Source organism: Comamonas sp. MYb21, from assembly GCF_037479395.1.
Lineage (GTDB): Bacteria > Pseudomonadota > Gammaproteobacteria > Burkholderiales > Burkholderiaceae_C > Comamonas.
Genome location: NZ_JBBGZC010000013.1, coordinates 1 through 24725, shown reverse-complemented (window position 1 = coordinate 24725; position 24725 = coordinate 1). Strand labels below are relative to the sequence as shown.

Genomic DNA, 24725 nt, shown 5'->3' with positions numbered 1-24725 from the left:
GCTGAGATAATGCGCCCCCTATGTCCCTCCTGCCCCACCAGCTCGAACTGCTCTCCCCGGCCCGCGATGCCGATATCGGGATTGAAGCGATCAACCATGGCGCCGATGCCGTCTATATCGGAGGGCCGGCCTTTGGCGCGCGCGCGACGGCGGGCAATGACATCCGGGACCTGGAGCGCCTGATCAAACACGCGCACCGCTTTGGCAGCCGCATCTTCATCACGCTCAACACCATCTTGCGCGACGATGAGTTGGAAGGCGCGCGCCAGATGGCCTGGCAGGTCTACGAAGCCGGGGCTGACGCGCTGATCATCCAGGACATGGGCCTGCTGGAGCTGGACCTGCCGCCGATCCAGTTGCATGCCTCGACCCAAAGCGATATCCGCACGCCTGAGAAAGCCCGCTTTCTGCAGGATGCCGGCCTGTCGCAGATCGTGGTGGCGCGCGAGCTGGATCTGAAACAGATTGCCGCCGTGCGTGCCGCGACCGACCCGGCCCGCACGACAATTGAGTTCTTTGTGCATGGCGCCCTGTGCGTGGCCTATTCGGGCCAGTGTTACATCACCCACGCCCACACCGGCCGCAGCGCCAACCGGGGCGATTGCAACCAGGCCTGCCGCCTGCCCTACGAGGTGCTGGATGCCCAGGGCCGCATCATTGCGCATGAGAAGCATGTGCTGTCGATGAAGGACAACAACCAGAGCGACAACCTGCGCGCGCTGATCGATGCCGGTGTGCGCAGCTTCAAGATCGAGGGGCGCTACAAGGACATGGGCTATGTGAAGAACATCACTGCCCACTACCGCAAGCTGCTCGACGAGATCATCGAAGAGCGCGAGTTCTCGGATGCGCCGCTGGCGCGTTCCTCCTCGGGCCGCACCAGCTTCAGCTTCATGCCCGATCCGGACCAGAACTTCAACCGCGAGTTCACCGATTACTTTGTCAATGGCCGCAAGGACGATATCGGCGCCTTTGACACCCCCAAGACCCCGGGCCGCGCGATCGGCTGGGTCACCAAGGTGGGCGAGAACTTTGTCGAACTCGAAGCCTCCAGCCGCGACACCGTGCTGCACAACGGCGATGGCCTGTGCTACTACGACCTGCAAAAAGAGCTGGTCGGCATGCAGATCAACCGTGCCGAATCGGTGGATGCGAAGAAATCGCTGTGGCGCGTGTTCCCCAAGGACCCGATTGCCGGTTTCAAGGACCTGCGCAAGGGCCTGGAAGTGAACCGCAACCGCGACATGGCCTGGGTACGCACCCTGGACAAGAAATCCAGCGAGCGCCGCATTGGCCTTTGGGCCCAGCTCGGCCAGACCCCGGATGGCTTTGCGCTGACCCTGACCGATGATGACGGCTTTGTCGGCAGCGCCAGCCTGGTGCAGCCGCACCAAGCCGCCACCGACAGCGAGCGGGCCGAAGCGAGCCTGCGCGACCAGTTGGGCCGCTTTGGCACCACGATTTTCTCGGTGCATGACATCAGCCTGCAGCTGGACCAGCCCTGGTTCATCCCCGCCTCTGCACTGAACCAGCTGCGCCGCGATGCTGTGGCTGCGCTCGAAGCCGCCCGCGAGGCCGGCTTTGTGCGCCTGCCGCGCGCGCTGCCGGTGGAGCCGCCTGCGCCCTTCCCGGAAGACACGCTGACCTACCTGTCCAATGTGTTCAACCAGAAGGCGCATGACTTCTATGTCAAGCATGGCGTCAAGGTGATCGATGCGGCCTACGAGAGCAAGGAAGAGGAAGGCGAAGTCTCGCTGATGATCACCAAGCACTGCGTGCGCTTCTCGATGAGCCTGTGCCCCAAGCAGGCCAAGGGCGTCATCGGCGTCAAGGGCACCATCAAGGCCGAGCCGCTGCAGCTGATCAATGGCAAGGAAAAGCTGACCCTGCGCTTTGACTGCAAGCCCTGCGAGATGCATGTGGTCGGCAAGATGAAACGCTCGGTCATCAACCAGCATGCCAAGGAGATGCAGGAGTTCCCGATGCAGTTCTACCGCACCCGGCCTGCGGTGGTGCGTACTTGAGCGGGCGATCCGCCCGCACCAAGAAAAAAGCTGCAGAAGCCAAGCTCTGCAGCTTTTTTTTCACCAAGGCCCAGGAGCTCAGGTCAATCCTTCGTCCCGGCTGTCCGCAATGGACAGTCCCTTGATAAAACCGGTCAGGTGCTGGACTCGGCGCTTTCGCGCGACTCCAGTGCACGGTTGATGCCCAGGGCCGCCAAGGTACAGACGGCGCCCGACAGCAGATAGAGGCAGACAGCGATCAGGCCGAACTTGGCCGACAAGCCCAGTGCCACCAGCGGTGCAAAGGCCGCGCCCACCAGCCAGGCCATGTCGGTGGACAGCGCAGCACCGGTGTAGCGGAAGCGCGGCGAGAAGTTGGCGGTGACCGTGCCGGACGACTGGCCGTAGGACAGGCCCAGCAGCACAAAGCCGACGATGATGAAGATGTTGTTACCGGTCACGCCGCTGGACAGCAGCTTGGGCGTCGCCAGGCTGAACAGTGCAATCAGCACCGCCATCGCGCCCAGGGTGTTACGCCGGCCAAAACTGTCTGCCAGCTTGCCCGAGGCCACAATCGCCAGCGCCGCGCAGAAGGCCCCCAGAATCTGCACCCCCAGCACATGGGTGATGGGCTGGTCCGAATAGAGCGAAATCCAGGACAGCGGAAACACGGTGACCAGGTGGAACAGCGCAAAGCTGGCCAGCGCGGCAAAGGCGCCGATGGCCACGTGGCTGCCCTCCTCGTCGATCAGGCGGGTGACGCTGACGGGTTCGAGCTCGCGCTCCTGCATCGCCTGGGTATAGGTCTGGCCCAGCACCAACTGCAGCCGGGCAAACAGGGCCACCACGTTCACCGCAAAAGCGACATAGAACGGGTAGCGCCAGCCAAAGCTGAGAAACTCGGCCTTCGAAAGCGCGCTGTACAGGTAGGCGAACAGGCCGGCGGCCAGCACAAAGCCCAGTGGCGCGCCCAGCTGGCCGATCATCGCGTACCAGCCTCGGCGGTTGCTTGGCGCGTTCATCGCCAGCAGCGACGGCAGGCCATCCCAGGAGCCGCCCAGTGCCAGGCCCTGCGCAAAGCGGAACAGGGCCAGCAGCCAGATGGCGGTGCGGCCCAGTACCTCATACCCGGGTAAAAAGGCGATACCGACCGTGGAGACACCCAGCAAAAACAGGGCGACTGTCATTTTGGCGGCACGTCCCCAGCGGCGCTGGATGGCCATCGAGATGGCGGTGCCGACCGGTCTGGCGACAAAAGCGATGGAAAAGACCGCAAATGACAGCAACGTGCCATTGAGCTGCGAAAAGTTGGGAAAAAAGACGCTTGGAAAGACCAAGACCGCCGCTATGCCAAATACGAAAAAATCAAAATACTCTGACGAACGGCCGATAATCACCCCGACCGCGATCTCGCCAGGTGTTACATCTTCTTCAGAATGGGCACGGGGACGGGGATCAGCACCGGGGGTGCCGCCGACAGGAGATGCTGTGTAACCGAGACTACTCATACAAAAGCTCCTTCCTCAAGCTGTTACCGGCCTGCTGAGACCGTACCTTTACCAGGAGCCTAGCTGGGTACTTTCTGAGAGGGCGTAGGACAAAATGTCCAATCGACAGGCCTGCCTCTAGCATTTACATTTGGGGGGATTTTGCAATCCATGTTTATACCTAAGCGCGCTAGCCGTGCCCTTTCGCATGCCTGATCTGAAAAAACTTCACGGGCCCTCACGGCTCGTTGCGGCGTTACTGGTTGCCGCCAGCCTTGCAGGCTGTAATACCGTCGTTCTCAACCCTGCGGGTGACGTGGCGGCGCAGTCCGGCAATCTGGTGATCATCGCCACGTTGCTGATGCTGATCATCATCGTTCCGGTGATCGTGCTGATCCTCTTGTTCGCGTTCAAGTACCGCGAAAGCAATGAGCCCGCCGACTACGATCCCGAGTGGCACCACTCCACGGTGCTGGAGCTGGTGATCTGGTCCGTTCCTCTGCTGATCATCATCGCGCTGGGCGCGCTGACCTGGATCTACACCCACAAGCTCGACCCCTACCGTCCTCTGGACCGCATTGACGCCAACCGCCCACTGGCTGCAGACGTCAAGCCGCTGGAAGTCGAAGTGGTGGCCATGGACTGGAAGTGGCTGTTCATCTACCCCGAGCAAGGCATTGCCACCATCAACGAGCTGGCTGCGCCCGTGGACCGTCCGATCCGCTTCAAGCTGACCGCCACCACCACGATGAACGCCTTCTACGTGCCTGACCTGGCCGGCATGATCTATGCCATGCCATCGATGCAGACGCAGTTGAACGCCGTGATCAACAAGCCTGGCGTGTACAAGGGCATGAGCTCGCACTACAGCGGCTCGGGCTTTGCCGGCATGACCTTCAAGTTCCACGGCCTGAGCAATGGCGACTTCGACGCCTGGGTGCAGAAGGCCAAGACCGAAGGCGCGACCCTGGACCGTGCGGAATACGTGAAGCTGGAAAAGCCCAGCGAGCGCGATCCTGTGCGCCTGTTCAGCACCGTTGACAGCACCCTGTACCACGCCGTGCTCAACCGCTGCGTTGAAGCGGGCAAGATGTGCATGGACGAGATCATGGCCAAGGATGCGATGGCCAACATGAAGGCCCGTGCAGCTGCAGGCAAGAGTGTTTCGCTGATCCCTGAGGACGACGTGTGCACGGTGGCCAACGCCCCTGCCGTGGTCGCCTCCCTGGGCGAGCCAGCGCCTGGCACCCCCGTGGCGCAGTAACCCCATCGAGAATTTTCAAAGAGACTCAATATGTCCGTAGCTACAAACGTAAGCCATGACCCGCTCCTCGGGCGGCTGACATGGAATGACATACCGATGGTGCATGAGCCCATCGTGTTGTGGACCTTCATCGCCGTGGTCCTGGGCGGCCTCGTGGTCGTCGCCGGTATCACCAAGTTCAAGCTTTGGGGTCCGCTGTGGAAGAACTGGATCTGCTCCATCGACCACAAGAACATCGGGATCATGTACATGATCCTGGGCCTGGTCATGTTCCTGCGCGGCTTTGCCGACGCGATCATGATGCGTGGCCAGCAGGCGCTGGCCGCCGGTGAATCGATGGGCTACCTGCCCCCGCACCACTACGACCAGATCTTCACCGCCCACGGCGTGATCATGATCTTCTTCGTGGCCATGCCTTTTGTGACCGGCCTGATGAACTATCTGGTGCCGCTGCAAATCGGTGCGCGTGACGTGGCCTTCCCGTTCCTGAACAACTTCAGCTTCTGGATGACCACCTCCGGCGCCGTGCTGGTGATGGCCTCGCTGTTCGTCGGTGAGTTCTCCACCCTGGGCTGGCTGGCACTGTCGGGTCTGGGCGAGTACCACCCGGGCGTGGGTCTGGATTACTACATCTGGGCGCTGCAGATTGCCGGGGTCGGAACGACCTTGTCCGGTATCAACCTGATCGTGACCATCATCAAGATGCGCGCGCCTGGTATGAACCTGATGAAGATGCCTATCTTCACCTGGACCTCGCTGTGCACCAACGCGCTGATCGTCGCCTCCTTCCCGATCCTGACCGCTGTGCTGGTGCTGATGACCCTGGACCGCTACGTCGGCACCAACTTCTTCACCAACGAGCTGGGCGGCAACCCCATGCTGTACGTGAACCTGATCTGGATCTGGGGCCACCCAGAGGTCTACATCCTGATCCTGCCTGCGTTCGGCGTGTTCTCTGAAATCGTTGCGACCTTCTCGCGCAAGCGCCTGTTCGGCTACACCTCGATGGTGTATGCGACCGTGTGTATCACCATCCTGTCCTGGCTGGTGTGGCTGCACCACTTCTTCACCATGGGGTCCGGTGCCAGCGTGAACTCGTTCTTCGGCATCACGACGATGATCATCTCGATCCCGACCGGCGCCAAGATCTTCAACTGGCTGTTCACGATGTACCGTGGCCGCATCAAGTTCACCGTGCCTATGCTGTGGACCGTGGGCTTCATGCTGACCTTCACCATCGGTGGTATGACCGGTGTGCTGCTGGCCGTGCCGCCTGCTGACTTCGTGCTGCACAACTCGCTGTTCCTGATCGCCCACTTCCACAACGTGATCATTGGTGGTGTCGTGTTTGCCGTGTTCGCCGGTATCAACTACTGGTACCCCAAGGCCTTCGGCTACCGCCTCGATGAGTTCTGGGGCAAGGCATCGTTCTGGTTCTGGTTCTTCGGCTTCTGGGTTGCGTTCACGCCGCTGTACGTGCTGGGCCTGATGGGTGTGACCCGCCGCGTCAACCACTACGAAGACACCTCGCTGCAGATCTATTTCATCATCGCTGCCTTCGGCGCCGTGCTGATCGCTCTGGGTATCGCCTGCTTCTTCATCCAACTGTTCGTCAGCTACCTCAAGCGCGACCAGCTGCGTGATGTGACCGGTGACTGCTGGAACGGCCGTACGCTGGAATGGGCTACCTCGTCGCCTCCTCCCCAGTACAACTTCGCCTTCACGCCAGCCGTGCATGACAGCGACGCCTGGTGGGACATGAAGAAGCACAGCTACAAGCGCAAGCTCGACGGTTTCGTGGAAATCCACATGCCCAAGAACACCGGCGCCGGCTTCGTGATCTCGATGATCGCCCTGGTCTTTGGTTTCGCGATGATCTGGCACATGTGGTGGATCGCAGGCATCAGCTTTGCCGGCATCGTGTTGGTCTCGATCATCCACACCTTCAACTACAAGCGTGACTACTACATCCCTGCAAGCGAAGTAGCAGCCACCGAAGAAGAACGTACCCAACTGTTGGCCCGCCATGTCTAATCACAACACCCTCGCCGGCGCGACCGGTACCCGTGACTACTTCCTCAAGGAAGAACCGCACGTTGAAAATGGCACCGCTCTGGGCTTCTGGCTCTACCTGATGAGCGACTGCCTGATCTTTGCTGCCCTCTTCGCCACCTATGGCGCGCTGGGCCGCAACTATGCAGGCGGCGCAGGTGGCGCCGAGCTGTTCGACCTGAGCCTGGTGGCCATCAACACCGCCTTGCTGCTGCTGTCGTCCATCACCTTCGGCTTTGCCATGCTGGCCAAGCAAAAGGGCTCGGTCAAGGGCACCGTCGTCTGGCTGATCATCACCATGCTGTTTGGCGCCGGTTTCCTGGGCGTGGAACTCTATGAGTTCCACCACCTGATCCATGTGGGCGCTGGCCCGCAGAGCAGCGCTGCGATGTCGGCCTTCTTTGCACTGGTGGGCACCCACGGTCTGCACGTGACCTTTGGTCTGGTGTGGCTGGTGGTGCTGCTGCTGCAAATCGGCAAGCACGGCCTGACCCGCGAGAACAACCGCCGCCTGATGTGCCTGTCGATGTTCTGGCACTTCTTGGACGTGGTCTGGATCGGCGTCTTCTCCTTCGTATATTTGATGGGAGTGCTGTAAATGAGCGCACAACATAACCACGCAGCACACGGCCACGATGACCACGGTCATGACGATGGCCCACACAGCACCTTCTCGGGCTACATGATCGGCTTTTTCCTGTCGATCATCCTGACGGCCATCCCGTTCGCTGTGGTGATGGGTGATGTGTTCGAGAACCGCACCACCACCGTGGTCGTGATCGCCTTCTTCGCGGTCGTGCAGATCATCGTGCACATGGTCTACTTCCTGCACATGAACGGCAAGATCGAAGGCGGCTGGACCCTGATGTCCACCATCTTCACCATCGTGTTCGTGGCTGTGACCCTGGCCGGTACCTTGTGGGTCATGTACCACATGAACACCAACATGATGCCTGGCCACAACCACAACCCGGCCGCCGTGACCCAGCAGCAACCTGCTGCCAGCGAAGGCCACACCAACCACTAAGCTGTTTTGACCAACGAAACGCAACGGAATGCGCAGGGCCAGCCCCGGCATTCCGCACTTTTTCAGGCGATGCTCGCAACCGTGGGCATCGCCTTGTTCTTGGGCTTTTGCGCCTTGGGCACCTGGCAGGTCTACCGCCTGCAGTGGAAGCTCGACCTCATCGAGCGGGTCGAGCGCCGGGTGCACAGTGCGCCCCAGCCCGTACCTGCAAAAAGCAACTGGCCCCAGCTCGATGCCAAGGCCATGGAGTACCAGCCCAGCCAGCTGCAAGGCCAGTGGCTGACGGACAAGACCGTGCTGACCCAGGCCACCACGGCGCTGGGTTCGGGCTTTTGGGTGCTCACGCCACTGCAGCGTGCCGATGGCAGCCAGGTGCTGGTCAACCGCGGCTTTGTGCCCGACGCCTTGCGCCGCGACTGGGCAGGCGGCCCGCAGCTGACAGCCGCGACGCCCACGGGCGAGGTCAGCGTGACCGGCCTGCTGCGCGCTACCGAGCCCAAGGGCGGCTTTCTGCGCGACAACGACCCGCAGGCCCAGCGCTGGTTCTCGCGCGATGTGCAGGCCATTGCACAGGCCCAGGGCCTGGCGCAAGTGGCACCGTTCTTCATCGACGAAGGCCTGCCCGATGGCAGCGCCGAGCTGGTGGGCGAGCAAAAGCGCAGCAGCGCGAGCGACCTGCAAGGCCAGCAGTGGCCACGCGCAGGGCTCACGCAGGTTCGCTTTGTCAACAACCACCTGGTCTATGCGCTGACCTGGTATGGCCTGGCCCTGATGGTGGTGGGCGCCACCTGGCTGGTGCTGCGCCGACGCAAGGGCGCGCGTTAGCCACAGTGCAGTTACCGGCGCTTAGCGGCGCCGGTAACACTGGCAGGCGCAAGGCCTGCCGCCTGCGGCGCATTCCTGCGGCACAGTCCTGCGGCACAATTGCACGGTGCCACTGTCCATCCCCTCCCCTTTTCAGGTCACCCACACCACCGACCGCCAGAACATGCAGCTGCTCATCCAGCTGCGCTGGCTGGCGGTGGTGGGCCAGGTGGTCACCATCTCGCTGGTCCGCTGGGGCTTTGACATCTACCTGCCGCTGTACGAGATGTTTGCCGTGCTGGCCGGCCTGGTCATCACCAACCTGATCTGCGTCTGGTGGCTGCGCTGGCGCCAGCACGATATCTCGTCCAGCGACCTGTTTGTGGCGCTGCTGGCCGATGTCGGGGCGCTCAGCCTGCAGCTCTACCTCAGCGGCGGCGCCAACAACCCCTTCATCACCCTGTTCCTGCTCCAGGTCACCCTGGGGGCGGTGCTGCTCAAGCCCTTCTACGCCTGGGGCATTGTGGTGGTCACCGGCTGCTGCGCGGTGGCGCTGGCCTTTTTCTACCAGCCGCTGCAGATCATGAGCCACCGCAGTGGTGCCATGCATGCGCTCTACCTGCTGGGGCTGCTGATCAGCTTTGGGCTCAATGCCATCTTGCTGGTCTCCTTCATCAACCGCATCATGTCCAACCTGCAGCTGCGCGATGCGCGCCTGGCCGACCTGCGCCAGCGCGCGGCCGAGGAGGAGCACATCGTGCGCATGGGCCTGCTGGCCAGCGGCGCCGCCCATGAGCTGGGCACGCCGCTGTCGACCTTGGCGGTGATTCTGGGTGACTGGCAGCGCATGCCCTCGATCGCGCAAGACAGCGAGCTGATGGAGGACCTGCACGAGATGGAGCACCAGGTGCAGCGCTGCAAATCCATCGTCACCGGCGTGCTGCTGTCGGCCGGTGAGACGCGCGGCGACGCACCCCAGAGCACCACCCTGGTCACCTTCATGGACCGGGTCGCCGCGCAGTGGCAAAGCCACCGCCAGCCCGGCAACTTCGTCTACCGCAAGCAGGTCGCGCGCGATATTCCGATCATCTCGGATACCTCGTTGCAACAGATGATTTTCAATGTGCTGGACAATGCGCTGGAGGCCTCGCCGGGTTTTGTGCAGCTGGTGGTGGAATGCCCCGCGCAGGACGATGCCCAGCTGGTGCTGCAGGTGACCGACAGCGGCCCGGGTTTCAAGAGCGAGATCCTGGCCCATCTGGGCAAGCCCTACCAGTCCACCAAACAGCGCCCTGGCGGTGGCCTGGGCCTGTTTCTGGTGATGAATGTGGCCCGCTCGCTGGGCGGCCATGTCGAGGCCCGCAACCGCGAGCAGCACCTGGGCGGCGGTGCAGCTGTACGCATCAGCCTGCCGCTGGCCTCCATTGCCCTGGATGACGAACCACACCATGACGCCAACCCAAGAACGCCTCTTACTCCTGGTTGAAGACGATGCCGCCTTTGCCCGCACGCTGCGCCGCTCCTTCGAGCGCCGTGGCTACCGCGTGCTGCATGCCAGCAGCGCCGACGAAGTGGCGCAGCTCTTGCAGACCGAGCGCCCGCAGTATGCAGTGATGGACTTGAAGCTCGCCGGCCACGCCTCGGGCCTGTCCTGCGTGCAGTTGCTGCATGCGCAAAACCCCGAGGCGCTGATTGTGGTGCTGACCGGCTACGCGAGCATCGCCACCGCGGTCGAAGCCATCAAGCTGGGCGCCTGCCACTACCTGGCCAAGCCGTCCAACACCGACGACATCGAGGCGGCCTTCAGCCGGGTCGAGGGCAGCACCGAGGTGGACCTGACTGCCGCCACCACCTCGATCAAGACGCTGGAGTGGGAAAAGATCCACGAAACGCTGGCCGAGACCGGCTTCAACATCTCCGAGACCGCGCGCCGCCTGGGCATGCACCGCCGCACCCTGGCGCGCAAGCTCGACAAGCAGCACGTTCGCTAGGGGCCTGTTCACAGAGGCTCAGGCAGCGTCCATACAGGCCTGCACCAAGGCCTGCAGCACCGGTGACCGCTGCTTGCCCTGGCGCTGCAGCAGCGAAAACTGGCGCCGCATCGGCGGCAACAGGCTGTGCAGCACCGCCAGCTCGCCGCGCTCGATCCAGGGCTGGGCAATGACGCGCGACAGGCAGCTGATACCCGCCCCGCGCGCCACGGCCGTGCAAATGGCCTCCGAACTGCCCAGCACCGCTGCAATCGGCCATTCCCGCAACTGGGACAGCACGGTGAACTCCACCGCCTCGCGCGTACCCGAGCCCTCTTCACGCAGCAGCCAGCGGCAAGCGCCCAGCTGCTGGGCGCTGACAGGGCTGTGGCCGGCAGCAGCCACCAACGCATGGCCAGGCGCGGCAATCAGCACCAGCTCATCCTCGCGCCAGGGCTGCACCTCCAGCGCCGGCCAGTGGCTCACCCCTTCGATAAAGCCCAGGTCCACACTGGCCTGGCCCACCGCTTCGGCCACTTCGCGCGTGTTGCCAATCACCACCTCAAACTGCACCAGCGCATAGCGCTGCATGAAATCCGCCAGGATGGCGGGCAGCACATGGTTGGCAATCGTGGTGCTGGCCGCCAGCCGCAGCACCACGGGCGCCATCGGCTCGGTCTGCTGCGTGGCCTGCTCCAGCTGCGTGGCCTGCTCCAGCAAGCCCTGCGCTTGCGGCCAGAGGCTGCGCCCCAGGTCATTGAGCACCAGGCGCTTGCCGCTGCGCGCAAACAGCTGCGCGCCCAGGCCCACCTCCAGCTGCTGCAAGGCGGCGCTCACGGCTGATTGCGACAGGCCGATGGTCTGCGCTGCAGCGACGGTGCTGCCGCTGTGGGCGATGGCGCAGAAAACCTCCCACTGGCGCAGGCTGAGATGGAGCATGGGGATGGCGCCCAAGGCGCTTGGGTTGATGAAAAAATATCTACCTATTTTATCGATAGATATTAACCAAACAATTAGTTATACAGATATAAGAATAATTTCTATAGTGACTCCATATCGCCCGGCAGGCCACCACTTTTGGCCCTGCCAGGGCCTCTGGAACCACCCATGTCACTCGCCCCCCTCTCCCTCCCCCAACTGCGCAACAGCCACTGGCTCGACAGCGCCAAACGCCTCGTGCCGGGCTTGCTGCTGTGTGCGGCCATTGCCTGGTTGGCCAGCACGCTCGCAGCCCTGCCCTGGTTTGGCAGCCATGGGCTGAGCGCGCTCACGCTGGCCATCGTCATCGGCATGCTGGTGGGCAATACCGTCTATGGCTGGGTGCAGGCGCCGGCCGCTGCGGGGGTGGGCCTGTCCAAGCAGCAGCTGCTGCGCCTGGGCATCATCCTCTATGGCCTGCGCCTGACCTTCCAGGACATCGCCGCCGTGGGCGCCAGCGGCGTGCTGATCGATGCGCTGATGCTCAGCAGCACCTTTGTGCTGGCGCAATGGCTGGGCCAGCGCTGGCTGGGGCTGGATGCCCGCACCAGCATGCTGGTGGGCGCGGGCAGCGCCATCTGCGGCGCAGCGGCCGTGCTGGCCACCGCCCCGGTGGCCAAGGCGCGCGCCGATGATGTGGCAGTCGCCATCGCCACCGTGGTGGTCTTTGGCACGGTGGGAACCTTTTTGTACCCTGTGCTCTACCAGTGGCTCGCGCCCAGCCTGCAGATGAGCGAGGCCGGCTATGGCCTCTGGGTGGGCTCGACCGTGCATGAAGTGGCGCAGGTCGTCGCTGCGGGCGGCGCCATCAGCAGCAGCGCGGCCGATACCGCCGTGGTCGCCAAGATGGTGCGGGTGATGATGCTGGCCCCGTTTCTGATTGCGCTGTCGCTGTGGCTGGCCAAGCGGCCTGGCAATGAAGCACCGGCCCCGCAGCCCGCCACCAACGGCGCCGTGCAGGCCCGCCAGATCACCATTCCCTGGTTTGCCTTGGGCTTTGTCGCGGTCGCGGGCATCCATTCGCTGGGTGTCATCCCGGCGCAGGCGCTGGCCATCGGCGTGCAGGGGGACAACGCGCTGCTGACGATGGCAATGGCCGGCCTGGGCCTCACTACCCATGTGCGCTCGGTACGGGCTGCGGGCATCAAACCCTTGCTGCTGGCCCTGGTGCTGTTTGTCTGGCTGGTGCTGGGCGGGCTGGCGGTCAATACCTGGATTTGAGGGGGCTCTGCGGCCTCTGCGGCCTCATAAGCTCATACCCAAAAAATCGTTGGCCCGGCGCGCAAAACTGCTACAACGGGCAGGCATCTTTCCGCCAACAACAAGGATTCCAACACCATGCGCATCGAGACATTGGCCGTTCACGCAGGCTATTCGCCCGACCCCACTACCAAGGCTGCGGCCGTGCCCATCTACCAGACGGTGGCCTACGCCTTTGACAGCGCACAGCACGGCGCCGACCTGTTTGACCTGAAGGTGCCGGGCAATATCTACACCCGCATCATGAACCCGACCACCGATGTGCTGGAAAAGCGCGTGGCAGCGCTCGAAGGCGGCATTGCCGCGCTGGCGCTGGCCTCGGGCATGGCAGCGATCACCGCCGCCATCCAGACCCTGGCCGAAGCGGGCGACAACATCGTCTCGGCCAGCACCTTGTATGGCGGCACCTACAACCTGTTTGCGCATACCTTTCCGCAGCAAGGCATCGAGGTGCGCTTTGCCGATCCGCGCGACCCGGCCAGCTTTGGCGCCTTGATCGACGACAAGACCAAGGCCGTGTTCATCGAGTCCATCGGCAACCCGCTGGGCAATGTGACCGATATCCGGGCGCTCGCCGATGTGGCCCATCGCCATGGCGTGCCGCTGATCGTGGACAACACCGTGCCCTCGCCCTATCTGCTGCGCCCCATCGAGCATGGCGCCGACATTGTCGTGCATTCGCTCACCAAGTACCTGGGCGGCCATGGCACCAGCGTGGGCGGTGCCATCGTCGATAGCGGCACGTTCCCCTGGGCCGAGCACAAGGCGCGCTTCAAGCGCTTGAACGAGCCCGATGTGAGCTACCACGGCGTGGTCTACACCGAAGCGCTGGGCCCTGCGGCCTATATCGGCCGCGCGCGCGTCGTGCCGCTGCGCAATATGGGCGCGGCCATTTCGCCGCAGAACGCCTTCCAGATCCTGCAAGGCATCGAGACCCTGGCGCTGCGCATGGACCGCATCTGCGAGAACACGCAAAAGATTGCCGAGACGCTGCAAAAGCACCCCAAGGTGGCCTGGGTGCGCTATGCCGGCCTGCCCGACCACCCGGACCATGCCACCGTGCAAAAGCAGTCGGGCGGTCGTGCCTCGGGCATTCTGTCCTTCAGCCTCAACGCTGCCGATGGCGAAGGGCGCGCTGCCGGTGCCCGCTTTCTGGATGCGCTGCAGCTGTTCACCCGCCTGGTCAATATTGGCGATGCCAAATCGCTGGCCACGCACCCGGCTTCGACCACGCACCGCCAATTGGACAGCGCAGAGCTGGAGAAGGCTGGCGTGAGCGAAGGCATGGTGCGCCTCTCGGTCGGCATCGAGCATGTCGATGACCTGCTGGCCGATCTGGAGCAGGCGCTGGCCCAGGTCTGAGGGGCCGTCGCGCATAAAAAAGAGCCGCTTTCATAAAAAAGAGCCGCTTGCAATAAGCGGCTCAATCACAGTGCTCTTTGGCTCCTGAACCACCAGGAGCGGGTTCTAGACCCCTTTTAGAAACGGTAGCCCACACCGACACCCAGCAGCCAGGGATCCACCTTGAAGGTGCCCACCTTGGTGCCCGCCGAGCGCACGTCGGTCTTGATGTAGACCTTCTTCACGTCGACGTTGATCGACCAGTGCTTATCGAGCATGTAGTCAAAGCCGATCTGCAGCGCCGGGCCAAAGCTGTTCTTCTTGATCGATGGATCGAGCGCGGCTTCAACAGCGGGTGCAAAGTTCACGTTCGAGAAGCGCGTGTAGTTCACACCAGCGCCCAGGTAGGGCTTGAAGGCGCCCATATTGGTGAAGTGGTACTGCGCGAGCAGGCTGGGCGGCAGGTGCTTGAGCGTGCCGATCTTGGCGCCATCCGAGCGCAGATCGTGCTTTTGCGGATAGGTCAGCACCAGCTCGGCCGCGATATTGGGCGTGAAGAAGTAGGTCACATCCACTTCGGGAATCGTCTTGTCATTGATCGACAGACCCAGGCCGGTGGAGTCCTTGTTGGCGCTGTCCAGATGCACGGCGCGCACACGCACCTGCCAAGGGCTTTGCGCCTCTTGCGCCATCGCCGCGCCCGACGCCATTGCACATACAGCTGCCGCTGCCAACATCATTTTTTTCATCGTCATTGCCCTCGCTGCGAGCTTGCTCGCATGGATTGAAAAGTAGCTGAACCCAGGCCGCATCTGCATGCCCCCACCCGCGCCAAGCGCCGTATCTGAAGGCGGCAGAGCAGTTTCTGCTGTCCATGCCTGCATCTTCTGCTTAAGCGGGCTGCGCGGCCCTGACCCAGATCAACGAGACAAAACAAGCGATGAAAAAAGGCGGCCCGCTGTTGCGATGCCGCCTTCTGCTTCTTGCTGCGCCGCACCCGAGAGGCGCGGCCAGCAGCCATGCGCTGCTGCTTGCGATCAGTGCCCGCGCAGCTTGTGCCAAGCCTCCACCGCCAGCACCACCAGGCCACCAATGGCTGCACCAACAGCCACATGCACCAGCGTTGGGGCCAGCAGTGCCACCACGCCACCCATCGGGGCTACGGTACTCTCCAACCAGTGCTCGATCGGGCCAATGCCATGCACCAGCAGGCTGCCGCCCACCATGAACATCGCAGCCGTTCCGACAATCGACAGGCCACGCATCAGCCAGGGCGTAAACGCAATCAGGCCCCGGCCAAAAGCCTTGGCAGCGGCACTGGTCTTGCGCATCAGCCACATGCCCACATCGTCCATGCGCACAATACCGGCGACCAGGCCATAGACAAACACGGTGATCGCCAGCGCCACGGCCACCAGCACTGCAAACTGCTCCCACAGCGGCTTGCTGGCCACAGTGCCCAGCGCGATGGCGATGATTTCTGCAGACAGAATGAAATCGGTACGCACCGCACCCGCCACCTTGGCTTTTTCATAGGCCACAGGGTCCATGTTTTTCTCGCTGGCAGCCTTCACGGATGATGGCGCCACGCCCATCTGCGCAGCCTGCTCGGACTCCTTGACGGCATCATGGGGCGCCTGTTTGCCGGGCTTGTGGAACAGGCTCAGCACCTTCTCCACCCCTTCAAAACACAGAAAAGCGCCGCCAAGCATCAACAGCGGCGTGATCAACCAAGGCGCAAAAGCACTGATCAAAAGCGCTGCCGGCACCAAGATGACTTTGTTTTTGAGCGATCCCTTGGCCACCGCCCAGACCACCGGCAACTCCCGGTTGGCCTTGACCCCAGTCACCTGCTCGGCGTTCAGCGCCAGGTCATCGCCCAGCACCCCCGCCGTCTTTTGCACCGCCACCTTGGTCTGCGTGGCCACATCGTCCAGGATGGCCGTGCTCTTGCCCGCAGCCGTCTTGGTCATCAGCGCCACATCGTCGAGCAAGGTCGCAATATCATCGAGCAACATCAACAAACCAGCACCAGCCATTACGCACTCCCTGTCTAAATTCGGTGGCAAATCATAGCGATTTCACAAAGCAATGCCGTGTCAGGCCCCGTAAAACGGTGATTTCTACGTTTTGTTGGAGCTTGTTCACAAAACTTTATGCAGGCCTTGTCAACAACTTCAGCCTGCGGCCCGTTGTACACCCATCTACACCAGAAAGGTGAAAGGACTGAAATGACTGAAGTGTTTGCTATTTGGCCTGAAGACGAACGTGACCGTAAGCGTGCTCCTGCCCGCTTCTGATACCAGCGCAGCCTGCAAGCGGTTGAGCCAGAACTAAAAACCCGGCACCCGCAGCGATTGCAAGCGCACTGATCTCTCTCACTTTAGCCCCGCTTTGCGGGGCTTTGTTTTGCCTGTAGCAACGCTCCTACAGCGCAAAACGCAGCCAAGCCCTCTGCCATGCCCGCGGAGGGCTTTGGCTTTTATACGGCCACCATGTGCTCGTACAGGATCAGCGAGCCAATGGCGATCAGCACGACACCACCTACCGCCTCTGCCCAGCGGCCGGTGATATGGCCCAGCACGCGACCGACCATCACGCCCAAGGTCACCATCGCAAAGGTGGCAAAGCCAATGCTGAGCGCAACAACGGTGATGTTCACATCCAGAAATGCCAGGCCCACGCCCACCGCCATCGCGTCGATGCTGGTCGCAAAGCCGGTGGCCACCAGCAGCCAGAAGCCATGGCGCGCGGGCCGGCTCATCTCGGGCTCATCGGCGCTTTGGAAGGCACCCAGCACCATGCGGCCGCCCAGCACCAAGAGCAGCACAAAGGCAATCCAGTGGTCCCAGGCCTTCACATAATCGGCCGCGGCATAGCCCAGGGCCCAGCCCACCAGCGGCGTGATGGCTTCGATGACACCAAAGATCAGGCCGGTGCGCAGCGCCTCCGACCAACGGGGTTTGACAAGGGCAGAGCCTTTGCCAATCGCGGCGGCAAAGGCGTCGGTAGACATGGCAAGCGCCAACAGGGAAATGGAAGCAGCGTTCATCGGAGGTTCTTCTAGGACAGTCGGGCATGAGCACAACGGCATGCCACCACTGCCCGACCGAGGTCGTGCTGGCATGCCGATGGTCTCGCCAACCGAAGAACGGATGTCTGCGCCACAGCATGCGAAATGCCGAGTATGTTGACGCAGACGCTTCCAGCGCGGAAGCAGGCTACTCCCCAAGGGAGCCCGCAGTCTAAACGCTGCGCAGCGCTTCGGAGCACATGGCCCCAAACGCGCCAAGTTCTTTAGGAATGGATCGCATCTCTGTCTCTGCACGCGAGAAATCAAAACCAATCCTAGCTAACCCCCCGCGCGCAAAACAAATGCTGTGATTGCGCCATGTAGCATTTTGAGGCCGCTTAATTAACTCTATCTAGGACATAAATTACGCTTGCGCGTGCATTTGGCTTTCATCTTGAATCCGGAAGCCAGGCTCGAATGTTTCATGTTTGAATCATCCCCTGCGGGAAGGTGGGCTGGGTATCTTGCAGAGTTCCCCTACCCATTTATGGCCCACAGAGTCGAAAAGAAAAACATAAAAATAGACAAAAACCATTTACCGCAGCTTTCATTCTATTGACATCATTAGACACGCGTGGCCAGCCGTCTATTACCCTGGTCATTATGAATTTGAGAAATTTAGATTTTATTACTATATTAAAATCATTTTCATGATCCAACTTCAATAAAACATTTTTTGAAAAATCTCTACTGGCATATATTAAATCACTCAATTCATTGCAGCTTTAGAGGCTTCTGACATATCAATAAGTCATCCGCATTAACAAATCGCACCAAATGGTTATTCAATACATCACCTTAAAAGCTCGCGTAGCACTTTACAAGGCATAGGTAGCAGATAACTGTTTTATCTATGCGATTATCCAGAATGCCGTCAGATGGAGAGGCGAGGTAAAGAAATTTACAATCAATATTTAGCATTTATTTTCTTTTTAAATAAAATCCATATAGGGCCGATAAAAAAACCATTGGAGTAATGGCATTTAAAATATTATTCAACCGATTACCTTCTTTTGAAAAATAATCGTATACACCAATCATAATCAAAATCAAAACAATATGAAATATAGCAATGCGATGGCTATTTTCATCTGAAACATAATTATTCGAGGACATCAGTAGCGCCACAATAAATCCTATCCCCAGCATCATGTTTAAATCAATGCCTCCGAAAAAATAAAAATACAGGCATAAGATAAAAAATAACACAAGATGCATATATCTTGATTCTTTTATTGAAACATTTAGCTTCTCTAGTTCATTCATTTTTTTCCTTCTCAATAATTTGATTTTTTACAAGTCTTATCGGATTCATTTTCAATCGTCGCTGTTATGCTATTAAGTTTACTTTATAGTAATTTTTTCTTAAAAAATAGCTGCATCTTCAACAAACCCTCCAGGCATATACTCATCAACTAAAAATACAGCTACCAGCAATAAGAATATGTTATAAATCATATTATTTACAGCTCCTGATTGCATAAGATATGCGACATTATCCACTGAGCACAACACAAAGCCCATACTAATATTCTTATCAATAGATATCTCCCCACATCCTCATCATGAGCGAGAAGCTTCATACTGCTACTAAATTCTCTAAAAAGCCATGCTTTACCAGCATACGGCCCAAGCAACTGGCGATATCTCCCAATCTAGCCAGCGGTGATATCACTTATATTTTTTATAAATAATAAAATTTATAAACAATGCAACAAAAGGCGACCCAAAATAAATACACGAGATCATAACTTCAAGATTCTGAGAATACGGTATAAGCAGAAGAGTCCAGGGCAAGAAAAATAATACAGCTATATTTACAATATACAAATAATTTTTGCTCTTCATCCCGAGCAGCAATGCTTGTAGTATTGGTGCGAACCAAAGCAAAGTGACAAAAAACGCAACTTCTATAGCATCTTTACTCACAAATGCATACGCATTTCTTGAGTAGGTTAAAAATACAATCAGTATTGATATATTCAATTGCAAGGACATGAGAGATTGAATTTAGATAGATCATTATCCTTATACGCTTTTAATGCTGCTGTGGTTTCTGTGTAGAGTGGATGATTTTTATTTGGTGGCGCAACAATCTCCGACATAGCGTGCAATATTTGGCGAGGAAGTCCATAGTTTTCTGACCAAGCCTTCTGCCCTTTATGGACGGGCGAAGTGGCATCTTGTATTACATGAAGAGCGACTCCAAACATAAAAAGAGATTCCTGTTTTTTCCCCTCAGCTTTAATTCAAAAGATTTCTTCATTACATCTTGAATGAGATTATTTGAGCTGCTGCACGATTGATTTTTATTTTGCGCGGCATCTTTATCCCTCATTGCATGCATAAACGAACTGGCTGAAGTCTGATTCGGGGGTGAATCTGCCCAAACTTGCCCTTGATTAATCATAGATAACTCTGCTCTCGAATAATCGTAGCCAAATGGCATCATGTAGCCTTGATAGTTTGTTACATTCTGATGTACATAGAATCCAAGCTGTGATGCCCATAGACCCAGCGGATCAATCATCGTCACTGGCCGCGAGGCATATAAAAATTTGTTCCACCCGCCACTCAAGCCAATGGGGTCCTGATTTACGTAGGCTCCTTGTTGCCCCTCATAATACCGATGCCGGTTGTAATAAAGCCCCGTATCACCATCCGCATGTTGCCCCGGCAGCCTGATCGGTTGGTACAGCCCGCTGGGGTTATGCTCCGCCCGCACATTGCCCCAGGCATCCAATTGCACCGCCCAATCCACCCGGGTGTCTTCTCCGATCAAGGCATGGGGCGTTCCCAGGTGGTCGCACAGGTAATGCCGTATCTCGATGCTTTGCGCCGCTTCCTCGCGCTGGCTGGTCACCGTTTGCTCCAGCTCCTGGAACTGCTCGTACATAAAGCGCTGCACATCTGGGGGCATCGCCTGGATGGCGATGTTGTGCTGCATCGAGGCATTCATCGCTTTGATATCGGAGAGCACGCCGCGCAAGGCGTCTTGCACCAGGCCGGGCTGGGTGTTGGACAGGAGTTGGTCGGCCAGATCTGGCTGAGCATCCCATTCGTAGTGGATGACGGAGGTGGCACTTATCTGCGCGCTCAGATATTCCTCGGACAAAGTGCCGCACAGCTTGGTTAGGAGGTTCGGGCTATCTATTGCTCAATCTTGCTGTAAGAGCTACGACGCTGCACCGCTATCTGCCTTAGATCAACCAAAAATTAGCCAATAACTGCTGTCTAATAAGCCATCCTTTGGTGTTTTAGATATGATTTTGAGAAAAATTCACTCCTTATAAATCGGCATGAGGGTTATCTTTCAAAAAAATTAATTTAAAAATTTTTAAATCAACGACTTTTACCCAATCTACTTCGGAGAAAAATGAAAAATTTTAATAATATATAATAATATATTAACTGTATGCTTGTATATAACAGGATGTCTTGCAAGTTTGGCGATAAGATTTGCCCTTTGTTTTCTAGGTAAAAGTATGCCGGGCTAAAAATCAATAAAATGAATATGCCGGAGTGAATTAATGTATAGCCTATTTTCAGTAGTATGAGTGAGAGTATAATTACCACCACATAATATATTAATAGGTTGCGATTGGAGTGGTTAACATTTACAGTCAACTAAATTTCCTTGGGTATACTGATTCATTTTGCTAATAGTTTCTTCCATGTGTGGCCCCATATGCTGCTTCGACTCTATGGTGTGCTGATGAAGATGTTTAATATAAGGCCCATGTTTGCTTGCATCTCCTGTCCACTGTTGGAAGCCTCTATGAGCAGGAGAAGTTGAGTCCATTACAGCATGAAGCCCTCTGCCCAGCTGCGCGCATGCAGCTTTTTTCGCCAACGTTGATCTGGCATTCGCGAGTTGATCCTGAAATTTATTCAGCTGACTTTTAATATATTCACAATATAATTGCTTGGCTTCTTCTGGCGTGTTTTTCACCGTGGACATTGCGTGTTTTGCAGAGTCAAGATTCGATGATCCTTGATTGTATAGATAATCTGCTTCAGCACTCCCACTCTTAATTGCTTCTCTAAATACTGAAGGTAAATCAGGGAATGCTTGATCGATAAATATATTGTGTGCGCCAGTAGACCACAGTCCGAGCGGATCTAGAAATTGATTGGGATTATTTCCGGCATAGTTGTTGAATAATAGCCCGCCTGATATACCTAAAAAATCTTGATTTATATAGATTCCTAAGATTGATTCATAATACCGATGCCGGTTGTAATAGAGCCCCGTATCCCCATCCGCATGCTGCCCCGGCAGCCTGATCGGCTGGTACAGCCCACTGAGGTTATGCTCCGCCCGCACATTGCCCCAGGCATCCAATTGCACTGCCCAATCCACCCGGGTGTCTTCTCGGATCAGGGCATGGGGCGTGCCCAGGTGGTCACACAGGTAATGCCGTATCTCGATACTTTGCGCCGCTTCCTCGCGCTGGCTGGTCACCGTCTGCTCCAGCTCCTGGAACTGCTCGTACATAAAGCGCTGCACATCTGGGGGCATCGCCTGGATGGCGATGTTGTGCTGCATCGAGGCATTCATCGCTTTGATATCCGTGAGCACACCGCGCAGGGCGTCTTGCACCAGGCCGGGCTGGGTGTTGGATAGCAGCTGGTCGGCCAGATCTGGCGGGGCCTTGGTGGCGCGTCGCAGTTGGATGAGCGGGGTAAAGCTGCCGGGCTCATAGATGGTGTGGATGATTTCGGGCTGGGCTGCGCCGTTGTTGTCCTGGTTATTGGTAGCGTTGAACCGCTCGGTGTGCACCAGCCGGTCACCATCCCAGCCGAAGTAGTCGGTGCCGCTGTCTTGGCTGGCTGATGAATTGGCCGGGTGGTTGTATTTGGCCAGGCGCCTGCCAAACGCATCGTAGCGGTAGTGCTGCAGGTGGTGTTTGCCGCCTTCTTGCACATGTACCTGCACGAGCTGGTTGCCTGTGTCCCAGTGCAGGTCCATCTGGCGGCCGGTGGTCTCGTCCAGGCTTTGGACTCGGTTGCCTCGGCTGTCGTAGCGGTAGTGGGTTTTGGCGCCCTGGCTGCTCTTGTCTTCGCTGTTTTCGTAATAGGCTACGCGGTTGCCGGCCCAGCGTTGGGTTCTCGGTAGCGGTTGGTGGCTGGCGGGGTCTTGGCTGGCCTGCAAGGGGTTGAAGTCGGGGCGCAGCAGCTGCTCTGGGGTGATGGGGTTGGCCTGGGCGCTGGCGCGCTGCTGGGCGCGCAGGCGGTCGGTTGCGTTAAGCTCGCCGGTGATGGTTTCACTGATGCTGGCTTGGCTAGTTGTTCCCGTGATGGGCAGGCGATTGCCTGCGGGGTCAAACTGCCAGCGCTGGGCTCCGGCATGGGGGGTGTCTGCGCCTGTGAGGCGCCCTGCTGCATCGTAGGCAAAGCGGCTCATGCCTGCAGGGCTTTGGATGCCGACCATTTGGCCCAGGCTGTCGTAGTGGTAGTGCTTGGAAGCCAACGCACCCAGCACGGCTTGGGGTGGTCTTGCTGTGTGGGCAGTGTGGTGAACGATATGGTGGGTGTCGGCAGTGCTGCCCACATTGCCCCCGGGTAACGGGTCCAGCATATCGGGCAGGCTTGTGCCTTGCTCCAGGCCGCTCCACTGCATGTGGGTCAAGCGCCCTGCGGTGTCCCAGCGGAGCCCACGGACCAGCGGCGTGATGGCCTCGATGACGCCAAAGATCAGGCCGGTGCGCAGCGCCTCCGACCAACGGGGTTTGACAAGGGCAGAGCCTTTGCCAATTGCGGCGGCAAAGGCATCAGTAGACATGGCAAGCGCCAACAGGGAAATGGAAGCAGCGTTCATCGGAGGTTCTTCTAGGACAGTCGGGCATGAGCACAACGGCATGCCACCACTGCCCGACCGAGGTCGTGCTGGCATGCCGATGGTCTCGCCAACCGAAGAACGGATGTCTGCGCCACAGCATGCGAGATGCCGAGTATGTTGACGCAGACGCTTCCAGCGCGGAAGCAGGCTACTCCCCAAGGGAGACCGCAGTCTAAACGCATCGCGGCGCTTCTGGACGCATGGCCCCAAGCCAAGGGCGCCAAGCTCTTCAGAAATGGATCGCATTTCTGTCTCTGCATCGAGAAATCGGAACCGTCCCAGCCCAATATCCCGCGCGCAAAACAACTGCTGTGGTTGCGCAATGGAGCATTTCGAAGCTACGTGATTAACTCTATCTACGACATAAATTACGCCTGGGCGTGCATTTGGTTTTTTATTGTGAATCCGTAAGCGGGGCTGGAATGTTTCATGCGTGGGTCATCCTCCGCGGGGAGGTAGGCTGGGCGTCTTGCAACATTCCCATAACCCATTTACTCCCAATATCAATCAGACTGCCCGATTAAAAAATTTCAAATCCTAAGAGTAAAGCCATTAATGGTAAGTATAAAATATTAAAACTTCTTTTTCAGTTATTAAATAATTCATTATATAACCCGAATACACTGCCGTCAAATTTACGCTCCACAGAGTCGGAAAGAAAAACATAGAAATAGACAAAAATCTATTTACCGCAGTTTTCATTCTATCGGCATCATTAGACACGCGCGGCCAGCAGTCAATTGCTCGACTCATAATAAATTTCGAAAACCTAGACTTAATTATTATATTAAAATCATCTTCCTTATTTAATTTCGACATGACTTTTTTAGAAAATCCTTTATTTGGATATATTAGATTTTTAGTGTCCATCGTTACCCTTAAACATTTTTTTACAAGCTAAATACCCCATCATGCACCACATCTTACTCATAAATGTTGGTGCAATCTTCCAGCATATATCCGCCTGCGTTTCGCAATCAGGTTTTGGGGCTTTAGGTGCTGGTGTTGGCGGGACCTCAATTCTACATCCTAGATCCTCATTAGAAGGTGGCCAATTTATACCAGGTGGAGGCACAATCACTCCCCCTGATGGAGGACGAATATCATCAGGATCTCTCGGGAAACCTCCAGAATTCACACCTCCAATAGGAAATGGAATAGGAGGGGGAGGCAGCATTATTGCCTGTAAGCCATATGGGTCTACCAATGTCAAAGGATTGCACTCCCCATACATTAAAACATTTAGACCCCCCTTCAAACCTATAGGATCTTGGTTTATGTATCGGCCGGTTTGTTGCTCATAATACCGATACCGGTTGTAATAAAGCCCCGTATCCCCATCCGCATGCTGCCCAGGCAGCCTGATCGGCTGGTACAGCCCGCTGGGGTTATGCTCCGCCCGCACATTGCCCCAGGCATCCAATTGCACCGCCCACTCCAGCTGGGTGTCTTCTCGGATCAAGGCATGGGGCGTTCCCAGGTGGTCGCACAGGTAATGCCGTATCTCGATACTTTGCGCCGCTTCCTCGCGCTGGCTGGTCACCGTCTGCTCCAGCTCCTGGAACTGCTCGTACATAAAGCGCTGCACATCTGGGGGCATCGCCTGGATGGCGATGTTGTGCTG

The 24725-nt window shown here is 58.0% G+C and carries 19 protein-coding genes and 2 riboswitches; of the genes, 10 read left to right on the top strand and 9 right to left on the bottom strand.

Annotated elements, in window-relative coordinates; all coding sequences use genetic code 11:
* Positions 1 to 20 precede the first annotated feature (20 nt).
* Positions 21 to 2024 (top strand): peptidase U32 family protein, encoded by a 2004-nt coding sequence (locus tag WH367_RS19070; RefSeq protein WP_339537235.1) that lies wholly within the window; start codon positions 21 to 23, stop codon positions 2022 to 2024.
* A gap of 134 nt (positions 2025 to 2158) precedes the next feature.
* Here the strand turns inward: WH367_RS19070 and WH367_RS19065 are convergent, their stop codons facing one another.
* Entirely contained in the window at positions 2159 to 3511 is a 1353-nt protein-coding gene (locus WH367_RS19065) for an MFS transporter (protein WP_339537234.1), read from the bottom strand.
* A 187-nt stretch (positions 3512 to 3698) separates the two neighbouring features.
* Between WH367_RS19065 and cyoA the strand changes: the two genes are divergently transcribed.
* The 7 genes from cyoA (at position 3699) to WH367_RS19030 (ending at position 10628) form a co-directional block, all read left to right on the top strand.
* Positions 3699 to 4754, top strand: coding sequence for a ubiquinol oxidase subunit II (cyoA, locus tag WH367_RS19060; protein WP_339537233.1), 1056 nt, complete (start codon positions 3699 to 3701; stop codon positions 4752 to 4754).
* Between the two features lie 30 nt (positions 4755 to 4784).
* Positions 4785 to 6788: a cytochrome o ubiquinol oxidase subunit I gene (gene cyoB / locus WH367_RS19055; RefSeq protein ID WP_027010869.1), complete on the top strand. Its 2004-nt coding sequence runs from the start codon at positions 4785 to 4787 to the stop codon at positions 6786 to 6788.
* Positions 6781 to 7404, top strand: a complete 624-nt coding sequence (gene cyoC, locus WH367_RS19050; RefSeq protein ID WP_021026722.1) for a cytochrome o ubiquinol oxidase subunit III — start codon at positions 6781 to 6783, stop codon at positions 7402 to 7404. Before cyoB ends, cyoC begins: the two co-directional genes overlap by 8 nt.
* Positions 7405 to 7833: a cytochrome o ubiquinol oxidase subunit IV gene (gene cyoD, locus WH367_RS19045; RefSeq protein WP_116925060.1), complete on the top strand. Its 429-nt coding sequence runs from the start codon at positions 7405 to 7407 to the stop codon at positions 7831 to 7833.
* Positions 7834 to 7902: 69 nt separating this feature from the next.
* On the top strand, positions 7903 to 8658 hold the full coding sequence (locus tag WH367_RS19040; RefSeq protein ID WP_339537232.1) for an SURF1 family protein: 756 nt from the start codon (positions 7903 to 7905) through the stop codon (positions 8656 to 8658).
* Between the two features lie 163 nt (positions 8659 to 8821).
* A complete protein-coding gene (locus WH367_RS19035; RefSeq protein WP_445228134.1) occupies positions 8822 to 10123 on the top strand; it encodes an ATP-binding protein in 1302 nt (433 codons plus the stop codon).
* Positions 10086 to 10628, top strand: a complete 543-nt coding sequence (locus tag WH367_RS19030; RefSeq protein WP_021026719.1) for a response regulator transcription factor — start codon at positions 10086 to 10088, stop codon at positions 10626 to 10628. The genes WH367_RS19035 and WH367_RS19030 overlap by 38 nt, the downstream gene beginning before the upstream one ends.
* A gap of 18 nt (positions 10629 to 10646) precedes the next feature.
* Here the strand turns inward: WH367_RS19030 and WH367_RS19025 are convergent, their stop codons facing one another.
* A complete protein-coding gene (locus WH367_RS19025; protein WP_339537230.1) occupies positions 10647 to 11546 on the bottom strand; it encodes a LysR family transcriptional regulator in 900 nt (299 codons plus the stop codon).
* A gap of 168 nt (positions 11547 to 11714) precedes the next feature.
* Between WH367_RS19025 and WH367_RS19020 the strand changes: the two genes are divergently transcribed.
* Together WH367_RS19020 and WH367_RS19015 are read left to right on the top strand one after the other, a co-directional pair.
* A complete protein-coding gene (locus WH367_RS19020) occupies positions 11715 to 12806 on the top strand; it encodes a YeiH family protein (protein WP_339537229.1) in 1092 nt (363 codons plus the stop codon).
* Positions 12807 to 12923: 117 nt separating this feature from the next.
* Complete coding sequence (locus tag WH367_RS19015; RefSeq protein WP_339537228.1) at positions 12924 to 14207, top strand: O-acetylhomoserine aminocarboxypropyltransferase/cysteine synthase family protein; 1284 nt, start codon at positions 12924 to 12926, stop codon at positions 14205 to 14207.
* A 116-nt stretch (positions 14208 to 14323) separates the two neighbouring features.
* On the opposite strand, the gene WH367_RS19010 is transcribed toward WH367_RS19015, so the two are convergent.
* From WH367_RS19010 to WH367_RS18980, 7 genes are all read right to left on the bottom strand, one after another.
* On the bottom strand, positions 14324 to 14935 hold the full coding sequence (locus WH367_RS19010; RefSeq protein ID WP_027010866.1) for an OmpW/AlkL family protein: 612 nt from the start codon (positions 14933 to 14935) through the stop codon (positions 14324 to 14326).
* A 288-nt stretch (positions 14936 to 15223) separates the two neighbouring features.
* On the bottom strand, positions 15224 to 16225 hold the full coding sequence (locus WH367_RS19005) for a DUF808 domain-containing protein (RefSeq protein WP_021026715.1): 1002 nt from the start codon (positions 16223 to 16225) through the stop codon (positions 15224 to 15226).
* Positions 16226 to 16668: 443 nt separating this feature from the next.
* On the bottom strand, positions 16669 to 17238 hold the full coding sequence (mntP, locus tag WH367_RS19000; protein ID WP_339537227.1) for a manganese efflux pump MntP: 570 nt from the start codon (positions 17236 to 17238) through the stop codon (positions 16669 to 16671).
* A 19-nt stretch (positions 17239 to 17257) separates the two neighbouring features.
* A riboswitch (yybP-ykoY riboswitch) is annotated at positions 17258 to 17423 on the bottom strand.
* A 757-nt stretch (positions 17424 to 18180) separates the two neighbouring features.
* Positions 18181 to 18525: a hypothetical protein gene (locus WH367_RS18995; RefSeq protein ID WP_339537226.1), complete on the bottom strand. Its 345-nt coding sequence runs from the start codon at positions 18523 to 18525 to the stop codon at positions 18181 to 18183.
* Positions 18526 to 19447: 922 nt separating this feature from the next.
* Entirely contained in the window at positions 19448 to 20374 is a 927-nt protein-coding gene (locus WH367_RS18990; protein WP_339537225.1) for an RHS repeat-associated core domain-containing protein, read from the bottom strand.
* A gap of 495 nt (positions 20375 to 20869) precedes the next feature.
* Positions 20870 to 23080, bottom strand: coding sequence for an RHS repeat-associated core domain-containing protein (locus tag WH367_RS18985; RefSeq protein WP_339537223.1), 2211 nt, complete (start codon positions 23078 to 23080; stop codon positions 20870 to 20872).
* A gap of 19 nt (positions 23081 to 23099) precedes the next feature.
* Positions 23100 to 23265, bottom strand: a riboswitch (yybP-ykoY riboswitch).
* 695 nt (positions 23266 to 23960) lie between these two features.
* The coding region (locus WH367_RS18980) for an RHS repeat-associated core domain-containing protein (protein WP_339537222.1) at positions 23961 to 24725 on the bottom strand (765 nt) is incomplete at its 5' end.